The organism is Oceanospirillum sp. (assembly GCF_048265165.1).
In the GTDB taxonomy this organism is placed as follows: domain Bacteria; phylum Pseudomonadota; class Gammaproteobacteria; order Pseudomonadales; family Halomonadaceae; genus Oceanospirillum.
The window spans coordinates 152,732-167,239 of sequence record NZ_JBLXCD010000003.1 but is presented as its reverse complement, the minus strand read 5'-3'; the positions used below and the strand labels follow the sequence as shown (position 1 = coordinate 167,239).

The window sequence follows — 14,508 nt, the reverse complement described above, 5'->3', positions numbered from 1 at the left end:
ATGAACGTTACCGGAAGCCTCAGGGCTCTGATTGGCCTGTTGGGGCTTGCTGTTGCTGGTACCTCTTTTTCGGAAACCCGCTCTACTCAGGATGTTCAGCTTGTCCAGCCTGAGCAAGGCACTGGTCTGCCGTCAGATGAAAAATCTGTCCCGCTGACACCGGATGAGCAGGAACGCCTGTTAATGGCGGATAAGATGGAAAATACTGCTAAGGCATTGTTTAATCCGCCATCTGCTCTGCGGAAGCGGGCAGAACGTGAAATAAAACTGGCGGATGATCCTCTGGTTTTTCTGCCTTATAAGGCGAACTATTTTTTACCGGTCAGTTATTACAGTGGCTATCAGGAGTCTGCCGGATTTCGGGGGGCAGAATATGGGCCAGTAGAGGCGCAGTTCCAGATCAGTCTGAAATTCCCTATTGATACCGGGCTTTTTACAGAGAATGACGCGCTGATTGCAGCCTATACTCAGCAGTCTTATTGGCAGCTATACGAGCAGTCAGCTCCTTTCCGGGAGACTATGTACGAGCCTGAACTGATTTATGGCGTAAGCCTGAATCAGGCTCTATTGAAGGAGCTTAAACTGGAAGGTTTTACTCTGGGAATTAATCACCAGTCGAATGGTCAGGGCGGAGATTTCTCCCGCAGCTGGAACCGGTTATTTGCAGAGGTCTTTTTTGCCAGTGGTGATTGGGGGATTGCATTTAAGCGTTGGTTCCGCATTCCTGAACCTACTGCTGAGGATGATAATCCGGATATCAAGAACTATGTCGGAGTCAATGAGTTAGGTATGGCATATACAAAGGCCAGTCATGTATTGACCTTTCGTATGCGCAACCATATCGATAGTGACTTTTCCCGGGGGAATATGCAGTTCAGCTGGAGCTTCCCATTAGCCGGAGAGCGATATAAGGGGTACTTGCTAATGCGCACTGGCTATGGTGATACGCTGGCAGACTACGATCAGTATACTAATCGTATTGGGTTAGGAATTTCGATTAATGATATTCTGTAGCAAAATAAGCCCCTGATAAATGTATTGGAATCCCATTTGACCCATCTGGTTTTGCCCTGAGGTTTATTCTTCGTCTGTATCCTGCTTTTTCTTTGGTAGAACAAGCATGCGTCTCTTACGGCTTTTCCAGCTTTTACTGACATGCCAGCGCCAAAGCAGACGTATGCCGATATTACTGAGAATAGCCATCATAATACCGATGATAACGGAACCGAGGTAAAGCGGTATCCATGCATCGTTCAAAAGTTGGCCAAGCCACTCCAAGGTTAACTCATCAGGCATCGGCTTAGCTTCAACGCCCAGAATCCATGCGCCAACCAGATATGTACCATAAAACATCACCGGCATCGTAACCGGATTGGTGATCCATACAAGGCCTACGGAGATCGGGAGATTGCAGTGTAGTAGCATGGCTCCGGCGGCGGCGAGAACCATTTGAAAAGGAACCGGGATAAAAGCGCAAAAAATGCCTACCATAAAAGCAGTGGCAACGGAGCGTCGGGTCAGGTGCAAAAGGCCGGGATCTTCAAGAAGCTTGCCAAGAAAGCGTAGAGATTTCTGCTCCTGTAGCTTTTTGGGGTCGGGCATGTATTTCTTGATGATTCGTCTTGGCATGTCTTAGGTCACCTTCTGAGAGCGGATCATTATCCACATATTCGACCTTGTCACTAGGGATTAAGGTCAAAAAAAACATCATCCGGACAGGAGGTCAGGTCGATGTGGTTTATTGTTGTTATTTTAGGTGTGCTGGCAGGCATTGTAGATTTCGACTGGCCACCGGCTGAAGCCCTGTTGATGCTGGCCTTTATAGCGATGGTCTTAATCAGAAACCGTCCTGCTCTTATATCTGTTGCTACAGGGGTTGGGATTCTAGCTTATCTTTACACAAACGTGTATCTGGCTATTTTATTAAGTCAAACGCTGCCCCAAACGTTATCGGGTAAGAACCTGCTGGTTCAGGGGCAGGTTGAGCAGGTTGTGCGTGACTCAACGAATCAGCAACAGCTGAGCTTCAAGGTTGATCGGTGTCAGTTGGTGGATGAAACAGCTGAAATATGCACCTTTCAAGGCAATGTGGTGATTAATCGCTATCTGCATGGTTTGACGGCAGACAGGGTGTCATCATTTAAAGCCAAGGCTGGGGAGCGCTGGCAGTTTCTTGTGCGCTTATACCCTGTCAGAGGGTTCAGTAATCCAGGGCAAAGTCGTTACCGGATTCAGCAGCTAGGTAAAGGTGTTATGGCCCGGGGTTATATTCGCAGTGAGCAGAATAGCCAGCGACTTTCCGACCCTGATCTTTGGCCACAGTTATTGAGTCGGTGGCGATCTGCTTTTTCAGAGCGGGCGGATCATCAGGATTTGCCTCTGGTATCAACACTGCTGACTGGGGATAGTCGGCGTCTGACAGATCATCACTGGCAGTTGCTACGGGCTACCGGAACAATTCATCTTGTTGTCGTTTCAGGTTTGCATATAGGGGTTTTACTGGGCGCTGGCTGGTTTCTCCTTTCTTTGATAAGACGGGTGCTCCCCCTGGATCAGTATTGGCAGAGAATTATTCTACTGGCAGCTCCTGTTATTCTTTTATTTCCCATGTTGTTGATTTGGCCTCCTGGCGTCGCAGTAGCACGTGCGCTTTTAATGGCGTTGCTGGTAATTTTTATTAGAAGCCGTGGCTTTTTTTTGCCTCCCCTGCGGATTCTTCTTTTCGCTGTGACGCTGCTTCTGCTTTATGAGCCGCTCTATTTGCTCCGCCCTGGGTTCTATTACAGTGTCTGGGCTGTTTTTCTGTTACTGATTGTGATCAGTGGTGGCAGGCATCATGGCATGTTTATCCGGGTTCAGCTGGTTCTGATGGCTGGTTTATTACCGGTACAGAGCTTCTGGTTGAATACTCCGGACCTGGTATCCGGTTTGGTCAATCTGGCTGCTATTCCTCTGGTATCGATTTTGATACTTCCCTTGGCTCTATTGCAGACTATTCTGCCTGTGCTTCCCCTTGAACCTTTACTGGGTATGCTGGAGTTTCTGTTCTGGCAATGGTTGATGTTAGGGCTGGAGTTTAACTGGGGGACTCCTGTGCTGGGTCTAGGCCCTGGGTTATTACTGGCTTTATTGACGCTGATCTGGGCGTTTCCGGCGGTGCCGGGCAGGCAGGGAATAAGCCTGATTATACTCAGTGTTGGATTGTATTTTGTTGCAGATATTAAGCCCGAGAATGATCAGAGAGATGGCGTCAGGGTAGAGGTCTTTGATGTAGGGCAAGGATTAGCAGTTCGTATCCGGGTTGCAGGCAAACAGCTGATATATGACACCGGCCCATCTTTTCGTTCAGGCTTTCAACCTGTTTCACTCTTTTTACCTCCGCTACTGACATCGGAAGCCGCGCAGATTGATCTGCTTATGATCTCCCATGATGATAATGATCATGCCGGAGGTTTATCTGCGCTAACGCCTTTTGCTGAGGCGGTTTTGGCAGGGCAGCCGGAAAGGCTGGATAAGACAGTATTAGGCTCGGTTAAGCACGTTACCGGCTGTTACCAAGGGCAGCTTTGGCAGTGGGACGATATCGCGTTTGAGGTGCTATATCCGCCTGTTTCAGCTGAAGTGCTGTCTGGTATTGTGCGCAGTGATAATGATCGCTCCTGTGTGCTGAAGGTCTGGTCGCTCAGTGAGCCGGAAAAAAGCATTCTGCTGACAGGGGATATTGGTCATCAGGCAGAAAGCTGGTTGCTAGCTTCGGGGCAAAATCTGCAGGCTGAGTGGCTGGTTGCCAGTCATCACGGCAGTGCCGGAGGAAATAGCCTGGCATTTTTATCGGCGGTCAGGCCTAAGGGGATTATTTACTCGGCCGGATTTAATAATCGGTATGGCCATCCTGCTTCAGAGGTACAGCAGCGTATCGCCTATCTCAGGTCTCAGGAGTCTACTATGGGGGAGGGTGAAAAAATCTACCGGGAATACAATACAGCAGATCTGGGAGCTATCTTTCTGGATGATGATGACCTTTCCGGTCATTGGACGCTTGCGGCAAACAGGGAATTGAAGCCGCTACGTTGGTGCTGGCAGAAGCTCGATTGAGCAGGAATACTGCTGAAGATCTGGCGGTTGTGCTTATTTGTCAGATAAGCCCGGTATGGTGAGGGAGAAATGCTGTTGCTGTCGATTGTTTTGCGTTCAGACCAGCCTGACAATGGTGTACACTTGCAGCTTGAATAACAGACAATCACTTGTTCAGCAAAGGAAAAAACGTGGATCTCATTTTTTCTGCCGGTGGCTGGTTAATGTTGCCGATTCTGGCTTCATCTGTGGCTGCTGCGGCAATTATTCTGGAACGGTTTTGGGTATTACGCCGGGAGCGTATTGCACCTTCAGCTCTGCGTCAGCAAGTGGTTCGTCAGGCCCTGTCTGCACCAATGAGTTCGACCCAGCTTTATGAGCTGGAGCAGAGCTCACCCTTGGGTTTTCTGTTTGCGGCCGGACTGCGCAATCTTGAATTCAGTCGGGTTGTCATGAAGGAGTCTATAGAAGAGGCCGCGGCAGCCGTTGTGCACGATCTTGAACGCTTCTTAAGTTTACTGGGCTCCATTGCTGCGATTACTCCTTTACTGGGTTTACTGGGAACGGTTTTGGGCATGATTGATGTCTTTGCTGTCATTATGGAACAAGGTGCCGGTAAAGCGCCGGCATTGGCTGGTGGTATCTCTCAGGCACTGGTTACAACGGCTGCAGGTTTGTCTGTTGCAATCCCGGCTGTTCTTTTTCATCGTTTTTTTGAACGACGTGTACAGGATATGGTTATTAGTCTGGAGCAGGAGTCAATCAAGCTGGTTGACGAGCTATATGGCCAACGGGCAAAAGTGTCTTCGGGCCTGGATGAGCGATCCCGTATGCAACGTGATATGACTGAAAAGGTTATCCCGGCGTGAAATTTCAGCGTCGCCAGCCGGAGCCAATCAGCCTTAATCTGACACCCCTGATTGATGTGGTTTTTCTGCTGCTGATTTTTTTTATGGTCTCCACTACATTTGATCAGAGCAGCGAACTCGAGCTTCAGTTACCGGAAACAAGTCATGGTCAGGCTGCTGAAACACCTGCACCGCTTCGACTTGAGGTTCCTGAAACAGGCGCCATTTTGATGAATGGAAAACCCGTTGAAAAACTCTCATTGGCCCTGGCTGACTACCTTAAGCGGCAGGCGCCTTCAGGTCGGGTAGTTGTGATTGCTGATGAAAGGGCTCGCCATGGTCGGGTAACGGGGGTTTTGGATGACCTGGCGGGTGCGGGTCTGACTCAGGTCAGCTTTCAGACCCGGTTTGCTCAGTAAATGGTTAACATAACGCTTCCTGGCGAGACCTCAGCATTTTAAATTAAAAAAACAGCGTTTTAATAAGGTAGCTTCACTTGTCTGATCAAAAGATATCGCCTTTCGAAGACTCGCCAAAAAGCGCGGCGAGCTCTTATTTCCGCTTACTAAAATACGTGAAGGCATACAGCTGGGCGTTTGCCTTGAGCATTCTGGGCTATATTATTTATGCCGCGTCGAGTACAGCGTTTGCAGAACTGATGAAATACTTGGTTGATTCCATAGAAAAGCAAAACTCGGAGTTCCGGTGGTTATTTCCCACTCTGATGGTCAGTGCTTTTGCTGCCAGGGGCGTTGGTAGCTTTTTAGGGATCTACTTCATGGAAATAGTGGCTCGTGGCGTGGTGCACAAACTACGGTGCCAGCTATTTGATAAGTACCTTTCTCTCCCGGTTTCATATTTTGATAGTCAGTCATCCGGTCATCTTATCTCCCGCCTGACATTCAATATTGATCAGGTCACAAATGCCGCTTCTCAAGCCGTTACTGTGGTTATTCGTGAAGGTATTTTTGTGTTCGGACTGCTGCTCTATCTCTTCTATAATAATTGGCGGCTGACACTAATCTTTATTGCGATGACACCTCTGATTGGTCTGGTGGTCAGCGTGGCCAGCAAGCGTTTCAGAAAGGTCAGTCGCAGGATTCAGACCTCTATGGGGGATGTGACTCATGTGGCTTCTGAGGCTATTACCGGGTATAGAGTCGTACGTACCTTTGATGGCACTGAGTACGAACGTGAACGCTTCAATAAAGCCAGTGAACTTAACCGTAGACAGTTTATAAAGATGGCTGCGACCCGGGCTTTAAGCACTCCAATTGTTCAGCTGATAGTTGCTTTTGCCATGGGGACTCTGGTTTGGTTGGCTTTGGACCCGGAGATTATGCAGGGCATGACTCCTGGTGAGTTTATCGCTTTTATTACCGCCGCATCACTTATGGCGAAACCGATCCGTCAGCTGACAGAGGTTAATAATGCGATTCAGAGAGGAGTTGCTGCAGCGGAGGATCTTTTTGAGCAATATGATAAAGATGATGAGCCGGATTACGGTTCCGGGGTCATGTCTCAAATTAAAGGTGATGTTTCGTTCAGAGATGTGAACTTCCGTTACCCAGGTACTGAGAAGCAAGTGCTGAAAGGCGTTAACTTTGATGTTAATGCGGGTCAAGTTGTTGCGATTGTTGGGCGCTCCGGTAGTGGTAAATCAACACTGATCAATCTGATTCCCCGTTTCTATGAACCTGTAGATGGTGAGATCTGCTTTGATGGACAACCTCTGGGAAGTGTGACATTAGCTAGCCTGCGTCGGCAGATCTCTATGGTGACGCAGCAGGTCACACTGTTTAACGATACCGTGGCGAACAATATCGCTTACGGTCAGCCGGGCATAACCCGGGAGCAGATAGAGGCTGCGGCTAAGTCAGCCTATGCGATGTCCTTTATTGAGGAGCTTCCTGAGGGGCTGGATACATTGGTTGGGGATAATGGCATTCTGTTATCTGGTGGGCAACGTCAGCGCTTGGCTATAGCCCGGGCTATTCTGAAAGATGCCCCTATTCTTATTCTGGATGAAGCGACGTCAGCACTGGATACGGAATCTGAGCGTTATATCCAGAAAGCGCTCGATGAAGTTATGAAAAACCGCACGACGTTTGTGATTGCGCATCGCCTCTCCACTATTGAAAACGCCGATATTATTATGGTGATGGAGCAAGGTGAAATTATCGAATCCGGTAGCCATAAAGAGCTGCTGGCTAAAGGAGGGGCGTATGCCCAGCTGCATTCTATGCAGTTCAGCGATGAAGAGGCTTAACCATGAAAGCACTGGAAAAAGCTTGGTATTCAGGCGCCAAATGGCCTCTGTTATTGTGGCCGGTTGAGGTCGTTTACCGCTACTTAGCGCGTAAAGATCAAGCAAAGAAACGGGCTCAGCAAAGAGCTCTGCCGGTTCCGGTGATTGTGGTGGGCAATGTCAGCGTGGGTGGGACAGGTAAGTCTCCCATGGTGTCTATGCTGTGCCGGGTTTTACAGCATCACGGGTGGCATCCGGGGGTGATTAGCAGGGGATATGGTGGCAAGAAACTCTCTGGGCCGGTAGCCGTTACCGCTGAAAGTGATGCAACAGACGTTGGCGATGAGCCTGTTATGCTGGCGGCACAGACAGAGTGTCCGGTTGTTATCGATCCGGATCGGTATCGTGCAGCTTCAGCGCTACTGAATAAAGCTTTCTTCCAGAAAAACTTTCCTGGGCATACTGCCTGTAATCTTATTATCAGTGATGATGGCTTGCAGCACCTGAGCCTGCCCAGAGATATTGAGTGGGTGATTATTGATGCCACCCGAGGTTTAGGCAACGGTCACTGCCTTCCTGTTGGGCCTTTAAGAGAACCTGTCGATCGCTTAAAAGAAGTGACCCAGGTTTTTGCCAACGGCAGTGTACGGCCTGTTGATTTTTCTGGTGTTCAGGCTCAGCCGATGAAGCTGGCTCCTCGTTATTGGCGTAATCTGCGCACAGGGGAAACCTTTTCGGCAAGCCGCCCTCCTTTTAAAACGTCTCTACGCAGACCTGCATTTGCGATGGCGGGAATTGGTAATCCGGAGCGCTTCTTCCAGACCCTTGAGGATCTGGAGGTTCATATCGAAAGACATCCATTTCCTGATCACCATATTTTTAAAGACCATGAAGTACCGGACGGTCGGGTTGTGCTGATGACGGCAAAAGATGCGGTGAAGTGTCGAAGCTGGTCAGAAGAAACCTATTGGGCTTTGGATGTTGAAGCCAGAATTAAACCGGAACTGATCGAAAATTTACACCATCAACTTGTTAATGTTTTAAAGAGAAAACAACATGGATAAGCAGTTACTAGCACTCCTGGTTTGCCCTATTTGCCAGGGAAAACTGATCTACAAAAAAGAACAGAATGAATTGATCTGTAAGGCTGATGGCCTGGCTTTTCCGGTTCGGGATAATATTCCCGTTATGCTGGAGAGTGAAGCGCGTACACTGACTGCTGATGAGCGTCTGGAAAAGTAAGCGATTTTTCACTTAACTCTGCTTTTTTAAGGACCCGATCATGTCATTTACTGTTGTCATTCCCGCTCGCTTTGCGTCATCTCGTTTACCGGGTAAGCCCCTGCTGGATATAGCAGGCAAACCTATGTTGCAGTGGGTGTATGAGCAAGCTCAGAAAAGTGAAGCCAGTCGCATTATTATTGCCACTGATGATCAGAACATTGCAGATGTTGCTGAAGGTTTTGGTGCTGAAGTCTGTCTGACGTCAGACCAGCATCTTTCCGGTACTGATCGTTTGCAGGAAGTTGCTCAGAAGTTAGGTTTTTATGCGGATGATATTATCGTCAACGTTCAGGGTGATGAGCCTCTGATTCCACCGCGCCTGATCAATCAGGTAGCTCATAATCTTGCGGCAGATCCTTCCGCAGGAATTTCAACTCTGTGCGAGCAGATTGAAGATCTGGCTGCTGTTCACAACCCGAATGTCGTTAAGGTTGTGACAGATGCCCGTGGCTACGCACTCTATTTCTCCAGAGCAACCATCTCCTGGGCGCGCGATGCATTCTCTGCAGGTCTGAATCAGTTGCCGCCGTCACCGCTTTACCGGCATATTGGCCTTTATGGCTATCGGGTGAAAATGCTGAATGACTTTGTCAGTTGGCAACCGGCCCCTATTGAACAGGCGGAACAGCTGGAACAGTTACGGGCGCTTTGGAATGGTGTCCGTATTCATGTGGCGGTGGCCGATGAGCGACATCCTGCAGGTGTTGATACGGCTGAAGATCTGGAGCGTGTGCGAGCTCACCTCTGCCAGCAGACAGGAAAGGATCAGCACTGATGTCACGCATTAAGGTTTTGTTTGTTTGTTTAGGCAATATCTGTCGCTCTCCGACAGCTGATGGCGTATTTCGAAAGCTAGTTGCAGATGCTGGCCTTCAGGGGCTGATCGAGGTTGATTCTGCGGGTACTGCTGCCTGGCATATTGGTAAGTCGCCGGACCCACGCACGCAGGAGGCTGCTGTACGACGAGGTTACGATCTGAGTATGCTGAAAGCCCGTCAGGCCATTGCAGAAGATTTTTATGAATATGATCATATACTGGCAATGGATCTGAGTAACCTGGAAAACCTGCATCAGATTCGTCCTGAAGACGGTTCAGCTAGATTAGGGCTCTTTCTGGATTATGCGCCAGACTTAGGTCTGAAGGAGGTCCCTGATCCTTATTACGGGGGTGAATCAGGCTTTGAACAAGTATTAGACTTGGTCGAAGCGGCGGGTAAAAGCCTGCTGGTTGAGCTTGTTATACACCGCGATAGCTGACTCCTTCCGAGCCAAACCCATCCTAATTGTTAGTGAGCAATTTAGTGTCTCCATCAGAATTCCTGTTTGTACCTGAACCTGAAAACCATAAAGACCTTAGTGAGTTGAATACCCTAGGCTTTCTTGTTTATGCCGATTACTTCTGCCGACCTGAGTCTGCAAAAGCGTGCCAACAGGCTTTGGACTGGGCTCGAAAGCGTGACTTGCCGGTTTTTCCGTTAGGTAGCGGTAGTAATCTTATTCTTGCTGCGGACATTCCTGGTCTAGTAGTGCAGATGAGTAATCAGCAGCGCCATTACGACCCTCAGGCAGACGGCAGTGTGTTACTGACTGTGGGCGCAGGGGTTGTCTGGCATGATCTTGTTATGGAAGTTGCCGGGAAGGGGTTATACGGACTAGAAAATCTAGCGTTGATTCCAGGTCGTACAGGAGCTGCGCCCGTTCAGAATATCGGTGCCTATGGCTCAGAGCTGGCAGATGTACTGGTGTCGGTTTCGGCTATTCGTGTTCGCGATGGCAAGCCGGTTACCTTAAGTCGTGAGGCGTGTTCCTTTGGCTACCGTGACAGTATCTTTAAGTCTGCTGAGTATCAGCAAGGGTGCACCGGCCAGGTTATTATTACCAGCCTTCTGCTGCGCCTGCAGACTAAAGCAGAGCCAAAGTTGGGTTATGGTGATCTGGCCGCAGAACTTGAAGGCAAAGAGGCGACGCCATTGAGGATAGCCAAAGCTGTTTGCAGGATTCGTCAGAGTAAGCTCCCTGATCCTGCTGAGGTGGGTAATGCAGGTAGTTTTTTCAAAAACCCTGTTGTGTCTGTTGAGTTAGCTCAAAGCCTTAAAGAGCAGTATCCGGGGATGCCTGTATACCCTGCTGGTGAAGGACAAAATAAATTAGCGGCAGGTTGGCTTATTGAGCAGTGTGGTTTTAAGGGAATCCGGCGTGACTCTGTAGGGGTATATCCTAAGCAGGCACTTGTACTGGTTCATTATGGTGGGGGCAGCGCCGAAGGGCTTTTGGCTCTGGCTGATGACATTGTTTCTGAGGTAAAGCTCAGGTTTAAGGTTGAGTTGGAGAGGGAGCCTCAATTGATTCTTTGATCTGAACAGGTGCTGTTTTTTATTTTTAGGTACAGGTTATGTTCAGGTATAAAAAAACCCAGTCATTGACTGGGTTTTTTGTTTGCGGAATAAACGCTGTTATTCGCGGGTCAGACGAGGGTCATTAGAAACACGGCCAGAGCGTGGTTTACGCTCCCGCGTTTTTTTGACGCTTTCTTTCTTTTCAGTTGGCAGTGTAATAGCCTCATCATTAGGCTTAAGTGTCGGAATTTTCAGATCAATATCACCTGTCTCTTTGGCGACTTTGGCACGAACCTTACGACTAACCCGTTTCTTAGGCGTTGAATCTGCAGTCGGTGACTCAGCTGTCTGAGCTGCTTCAGTTTCCAGTGCAGGCTGTGCTTCAGCAGTTATTGCTTCTGCGGATTTGCTTGGCGCTGCACTAGCTTCCTCGGTAGCTGAAACTGCTTCTTGCTTCTCAACCTCTTCCACTACAGGTTCAGCGGGTTGCTCAACCGGCGCTTCTTCCTGCACCTCTTCAGGCTTGGTCTCCGCTTGTACAGCCTCGACAGCTACTTCTTTGCTGGCGGCCGCTTCCTGCTGCATAACGTTATCAGGCTTTACTTCAACATCAGCCGGCTTCTCGTCAGAGTTTGACTGAACACTAGGTACTTCCGTTGTCGCTGCTTCCTGAGATACATCCGTGCTTGTTTCAGCCTCTGCTACCCCTTCTTTTACACTGTCTGCAGAAGCTGTTTGTAGAGCTTCAGTCGATGCACTCTGAGTGCCGCCGGCAGGTGCTGCGGTTGCTTTAGCGGCTTTGACTGCATTTTCAGTGTCAGACTGAACAGAAGGCTCTTCAACTTGGGAAGCGATTGTTGCTTCTGCTTTAGCCCAGATCTCTTTAGCGGCATCCTTTGCAGGTGCTTCTTCTGTTTTGCCCTGTAAAGACTCTGTTTTAGCAGGGGCTGTCTCTGCCTTTTTAGCTACAGGCTTGGTTTCTTCTTTAACAGGTGTTTTCTCCGCTGGCTCATTGCCTGCAACAGCACTTTGGTTTTGTACTTCATTTTGCTCGCTACCTTCGCTGTTGCGGTTACGGCGACGACGGCGAGGGTTGTTACGGGTACGTTTGTTTTTCGGACGGTTATTTTCACGAGCTTCGGCTTTTGCTTTTTGCTCCTGATTGTCTTCTGTCGGTACTTCCGTAGTTTCTTTCGCTTTCTGATCACGATTATCGCGGCTCTGACGTTTTCGGTCATTGCTGCGCTCGTTATTCCGGTCTGAACGATCATTACGCTTATCAGACTTGCGGCTATCTGATTTACGTTCTGATTTATCTTCCGTTTGCTCATCACGGGTATTACGGTCATCACGGTTACGACTGCTGTCACGGCGGTTATCTCGACGTGGCTTGCGTTCGCTGCGGCGACGGTTACGGTTTGATTTTTCCTGACCGCCGCGATGATCTTTCTCATTCTCTTCCTGAGAAGGCTTTTTCTCAGGCGCTGATTTCTTGGTGTCATCGCCAGCAAACAGTTTGCTGATGCCTTTTACCAGTTTGTTGAAAAAGCTTTCTTCAGCCGGAGCACTTTTAACCTGTGGTGCTGGCGGAGGCGTTGTCGCTACAACGCTACGTACAGCGGCCTGAGCGCGTTCTGGCTGTTTAGGTGCTGCCGTTTCTTCTTCTTTATCGGTCGACTCCAGATTTATTTCAAAGCTGGACTCTTCACCGTTGCCTTCTAATTGATCATCCCGCAGGCGTGACACTTCATAATGAGGTGTTTCCATGTGAGGGTTGGGTACGATCATTAACGCAACACCCTGACGGGTTTCGATATCGTTAAGGGTTTTACGTTTTTCGTTCAGCAGGAAGGTAGCAACGCTGACCGGGAGGATAGCCCGGATTTGCGCAGTACGATCCTTCATGGCCTCTTCTTCAATCAGGCGCATGATAGACAGAGCCAGTGACTGTACATCACGGATTGTGCCTTGACCGTCACAGCGAGGACATACCACACCACTGGTTTCACCCAGAGAAGGGCGTAAACGCTGACGGGACATTTCCATCAGACCAAAGCGAGAGATACGACCTACTTGAACACGAGCGCGATCTACCTTGAGGGCGTCGCGCATACGGTTTTCTACTTCACGCTGATTTTTAACCGGCGTCATGTCAATAAAGTCAATAACGATCAGGCCACCAATATCGCGCAGGCGAAGCTGGCGGGCGATCTCATCTGCGGCTTCCAGATTGGTATTCAGTGCAGTTTCTTCAATATCACTGCCGCGAGTTGCCCGGGCCGAGTTGATATCGATCGATACCAGTGCCTCTGTGTGATCGATGACGATGGAGCCCCCGGACGGCAGCTTTACTTCGCGTTGGAACGCCGTTTCAATCTGGCTTTCGATCTGGAAGCGGCTGAACAGAGGTACAGGGTCTTCGTACTGCTTGATCTTGTTGCTAAAGCTTGGCATCACTTGCTGGATAAAGTTCATCGCCTCCTGAAAAACTTCAGGGCTATCGATAAGAACTTCACCAACATCTTGGCGCAGGTAGTCACGCATAGCACGGATGATGACGTTGCTTTCCTGGTAAACCAGGAAGGGAGCCGGGCGCTCAAGGGCGGCACTTTTAATGGCATCCCAAAGTTGCAGAAGATAATCCAGGTCAACCTGCAGCTCTTCTGCACTACGGCCAACGCCTGCAGTGCGGACGATAACCCCCATATCAGAAGGTGTTTTCAGCTGGCTCATCGCCTCACGCAGTTGCGTGCGATCATCACCTTCAATACGTCGGGAGATACCGCCAGCCCGGGCATTGTTTGGCATCAGTACCAGATAGCGTCCGGCAAGGCTAACGAAGGTCGTCAGGGCTGCGCCCTTGTTACCACGTTCTTCTTTATCAACCTGAACGATAACCTCGGTGCCTTCTTTAACAACATCTTTGATGTTGATGCGGCCCTGAATTTCAGACGGTTTCTTGCTGAAGTACTCTTTTGAGATCTCTTTTAACGGCAGAAAGCCGTGGCGCTCTGCACCAAAATCAACAAAGGCAGCCTCAAGGCTGGGCTCAATACGTGTGATACGTCCGCGGTAGATATTCGCTTTTTTCTGCTCACGGGATCCTGATTCGATATCCAGATCGTAAAGTCTCTGGCCATCTACAAGGGCAACACGCAACTCTTCAGGTTGGGTTGCGTTGATTAGCATTCTTTTCATCGAAGTCTTTTGGGTCCTTGGGACACCCAAATGTCAGTATACTGACCAACCTTTTAAGGCTCAGAATCAAAATTTTTATGCGTGCTTAATGCTCTTCAGCGGCGGCTGTCATACGTATCTGATCTGCTGACTGGCAGTTCCCGATCATAGAGCCGAACTCTGACTACTATCCCTTAGGGCAGCATGTTTCACGTTGGATAACATGCGCCGCTGCCGGAATGCAGCAAAAGGTGAAAAACATACTGGTGGCAAGGTACAGGACTGGATGACGACAAATGATGATACCGGGGTTGGCAATCGGCCAACACTAAACAAACCAGTCGTTCCGCAAGTCTCACCGGACACGAAACATAAGTTGATCCGTTCGCACTATTCAGGTTGTGAGGGTGTGCTGTTAACGGAAATTGCAAGCTGTTCATTCAGCTCACATTCAATGTGTAATCTGTTACCATCTCGCTGGTTGATGACCACCGGTAAAACTACAGGTGTTTTCAACATGCTAGCGGTGATATTTGCCTGA

12 protein-coding genes are annotated in these 14,508 nt (G+C 49.2%); 10 read left to right on the top strand and 2 right to left on the bottom strand.

The features are described from left to right. A complete protein-coding gene (locus ACN0R8_RS07770) occupies positions 1–1,014 on the top strand; it encodes a phospholipase A (RefSeq protein ID WP_417596517.1) in 1,014 nt (337 codons plus the stop codon). A 63-nt stretch (positions 1,015–1,077) separates the two neighbouring features. On the opposite strand, the gene ACN0R8_RS07765 is transcribed toward ACN0R8_RS07770, so the two are convergent. Beyond that, positions 1,078–1,629, bottom strand: a complete 552-nt coding sequence (locus ACN0R8_RS07765; RefSeq protein WP_417596516.1) for a DUF2062 domain-containing protein — start codon at positions 1,627–1,629, stop codon at positions 1,078–1,080. A gap of 102 nt (positions 1,630–1,731) precedes the next feature. Between ACN0R8_RS07765 and ACN0R8_RS07760 the strand changes: the two genes are divergently transcribed. The 9 genes from ACN0R8_RS07760 to murB all read left to right on the top strand — a co-directional run bounded on the left by ACN0R8_RS07760 (position 1,732) and on the right by murB (position 10,808). Further along, positions 1,732–4,095, top strand: a complete 2,364-nt coding sequence (locus tag ACN0R8_RS07760) for a DNA internalization-related competence protein ComEC/Rec2 (RefSeq protein WP_417596515.1) — start codon at positions 1,732–1,734, stop codon at positions 4,093–4,095. 170 nt (positions 4,096–4,265) lie between these two features. After that, positions 4,266–4,943: a MotA/TolQ/ExbB proton channel family protein gene (locus ACN0R8_RS07755; protein WP_417596514.1), complete on the top strand. Its 678-nt coding sequence runs from the start codon at positions 4,266–4,268 to the stop codon at positions 4,941–4,943. Further along, the gene (locus ACN0R8_RS07750) at positions 4,940–5,341 is read left to right on the top strand and encodes an ExbD/TolR family protein (protein ID WP_417596513.1); all 402 of its coding nucleotides are present in this window, start codon (positions 4,940–4,942) and stop codon (positions 5,339–5,341) included. Before ACN0R8_RS07755 ends, ACN0R8_RS07750 begins: the two co-directional genes overlap by 4 nt. A 77-nt stretch (positions 5,342–5,418) precedes the next feature. Beyond that, positions 5,419–7,191 carry a lipid A export permease/ATP-binding protein MsbA gene (gene msbA / locus ACN0R8_RS07745; protein WP_417596512.1) on the top strand — a complete coding sequence of 591 codons (1,773 nt, stop codon included), beginning with the start codon at positions 5,419–5,421 and terminating at the stop codon, positions 7,189–7,191. Positions 7,192–7,193: 2 nt separating this feature from the next. Next, complete coding sequence (gene lpxK / locus ACN0R8_RS07740; RefSeq protein WP_417596511.1) at positions 7,194–8,234, top strand: tetraacyldisaccharide 4'-kinase; 1,041 nt, start codon at positions 7,194–7,196, stop codon at positions 8,232–8,234. Then, a complete protein-coding gene (locus ACN0R8_RS07735) occupies positions 8,227–8,412 on the top strand; it encodes a Trm112 family protein (RefSeq protein ID WP_417596510.1) in 186 nt (61 codons plus the stop codon). Before lpxK ends, ACN0R8_RS07735 begins: the two co-directional genes overlap by 8 nt. Positions 8,413–8,452: 40 nt before the next feature. Next, positions 8,453–9,229, top strand: a complete 777-nt coding sequence (gene kdsB, locus ACN0R8_RS07730) for a 3-deoxy-manno-octulosonate cytidylyltransferase (RefSeq protein WP_417596509.1) — start codon at positions 8,453–8,455, stop codon at positions 9,227–9,229. Further along, on the top strand, positions 9,229–9,711 hold the full coding sequence (locus tag ACN0R8_RS07725) for a low molecular weight protein-tyrosine-phosphatase (RefSeq protein WP_417596508.1): 483 nt from the start codon (positions 9,229–9,231) through the stop codon (positions 9,709–9,711). The genes kdsB and ACN0R8_RS07725 overlap by 1 nt, the downstream gene beginning before the upstream one ends. A gap of 44 nt (positions 9,712–9,755) precedes the next feature. Continuing rightward, on the top strand, positions 9,756–10,808 hold the full coding sequence (gene murB / locus ACN0R8_RS07720) for a UDP-N-acetylmuramate dehydrogenase (RefSeq protein ID WP_417596507.1): 1,053 nt from the start codon (positions 9,756–9,758) through the stop codon (positions 10,806–10,808). A gap of 99 nt (positions 10,809–10,907) precedes the next feature. Here murB and rne read toward each other — a convergent pair whose 3' ends face one another. Then, positions 10,908–13,988, bottom strand: coding sequence for a ribonuclease E (gene rne / locus ACN0R8_RS07715; protein WP_417596506.1), 3,081 nt, complete (start codon positions 13,986–13,988; stop codon positions 10,908–10,910). Positions 13,989–14,508: the final 520 nt, after the last annotated feature.

What these genes read in the sequence shown, in the direction of transcription:
- ACN0R8_RS07770 (WP_417596517.1), top strand. Translation starts at nt 1, where the DNA reads ATGAACGTTACCGGAAGCCTCAGGGCTCTGATTGGCCTGTTGGGGCTT.
- ACN0R8_RS07765 (WP_417596516.1), bottom strand. Translation starts at nt 1,629, where the DNA reads ATGCCAAGACGAATCATCAAGAAATACATGCCCGACCCCAAAAAGCTA.
- ACN0R8_RS07760 (WP_417596515.1), top strand. Translation starts at nt 1,732, where the DNA reads ATGTGGTTTATTGTTGTTATTTTAGGTGTGCTGGCAGGCATTGTAGAT.
- lpxK (WP_417596511.1), top strand. Translation starts at nt 7,194, where the DNA reads ATGAAAGCACTGGAAAAAGCTTGGTATTCAGGCGCCAAATGGCCTCTG.
- ACN0R8_RS07735 (WP_417596510.1), top strand. Translation starts at nt 8,227, where the DNA reads ATGGATAAGCAGTTACTAGCACTCCTGGTTTGCCCTATTTGCCAGGGA.
- kdsB (WP_417596509.1), top strand. Translation starts at nt 8,453, where the DNA reads ATGTCATTTACTGTTGTCATTCCCGCTCGCTTTGCGTCATCTCGTTTA.
- ACN0R8_RS07725 (WP_417596508.1), top strand. Translation starts at nt 9,229, where the DNA reads ATGTCACGCATTAAGGTTTTGTTTGTTTGTTTAGGCAATATCTGTCGC.
- rne (WP_417596506.1), bottom strand. Translation starts at nt 13,988, where the DNA reads ATGAAAAGAATGCTAATCAACGCAACCCAACCTGAAGAGTTGCGTGTT.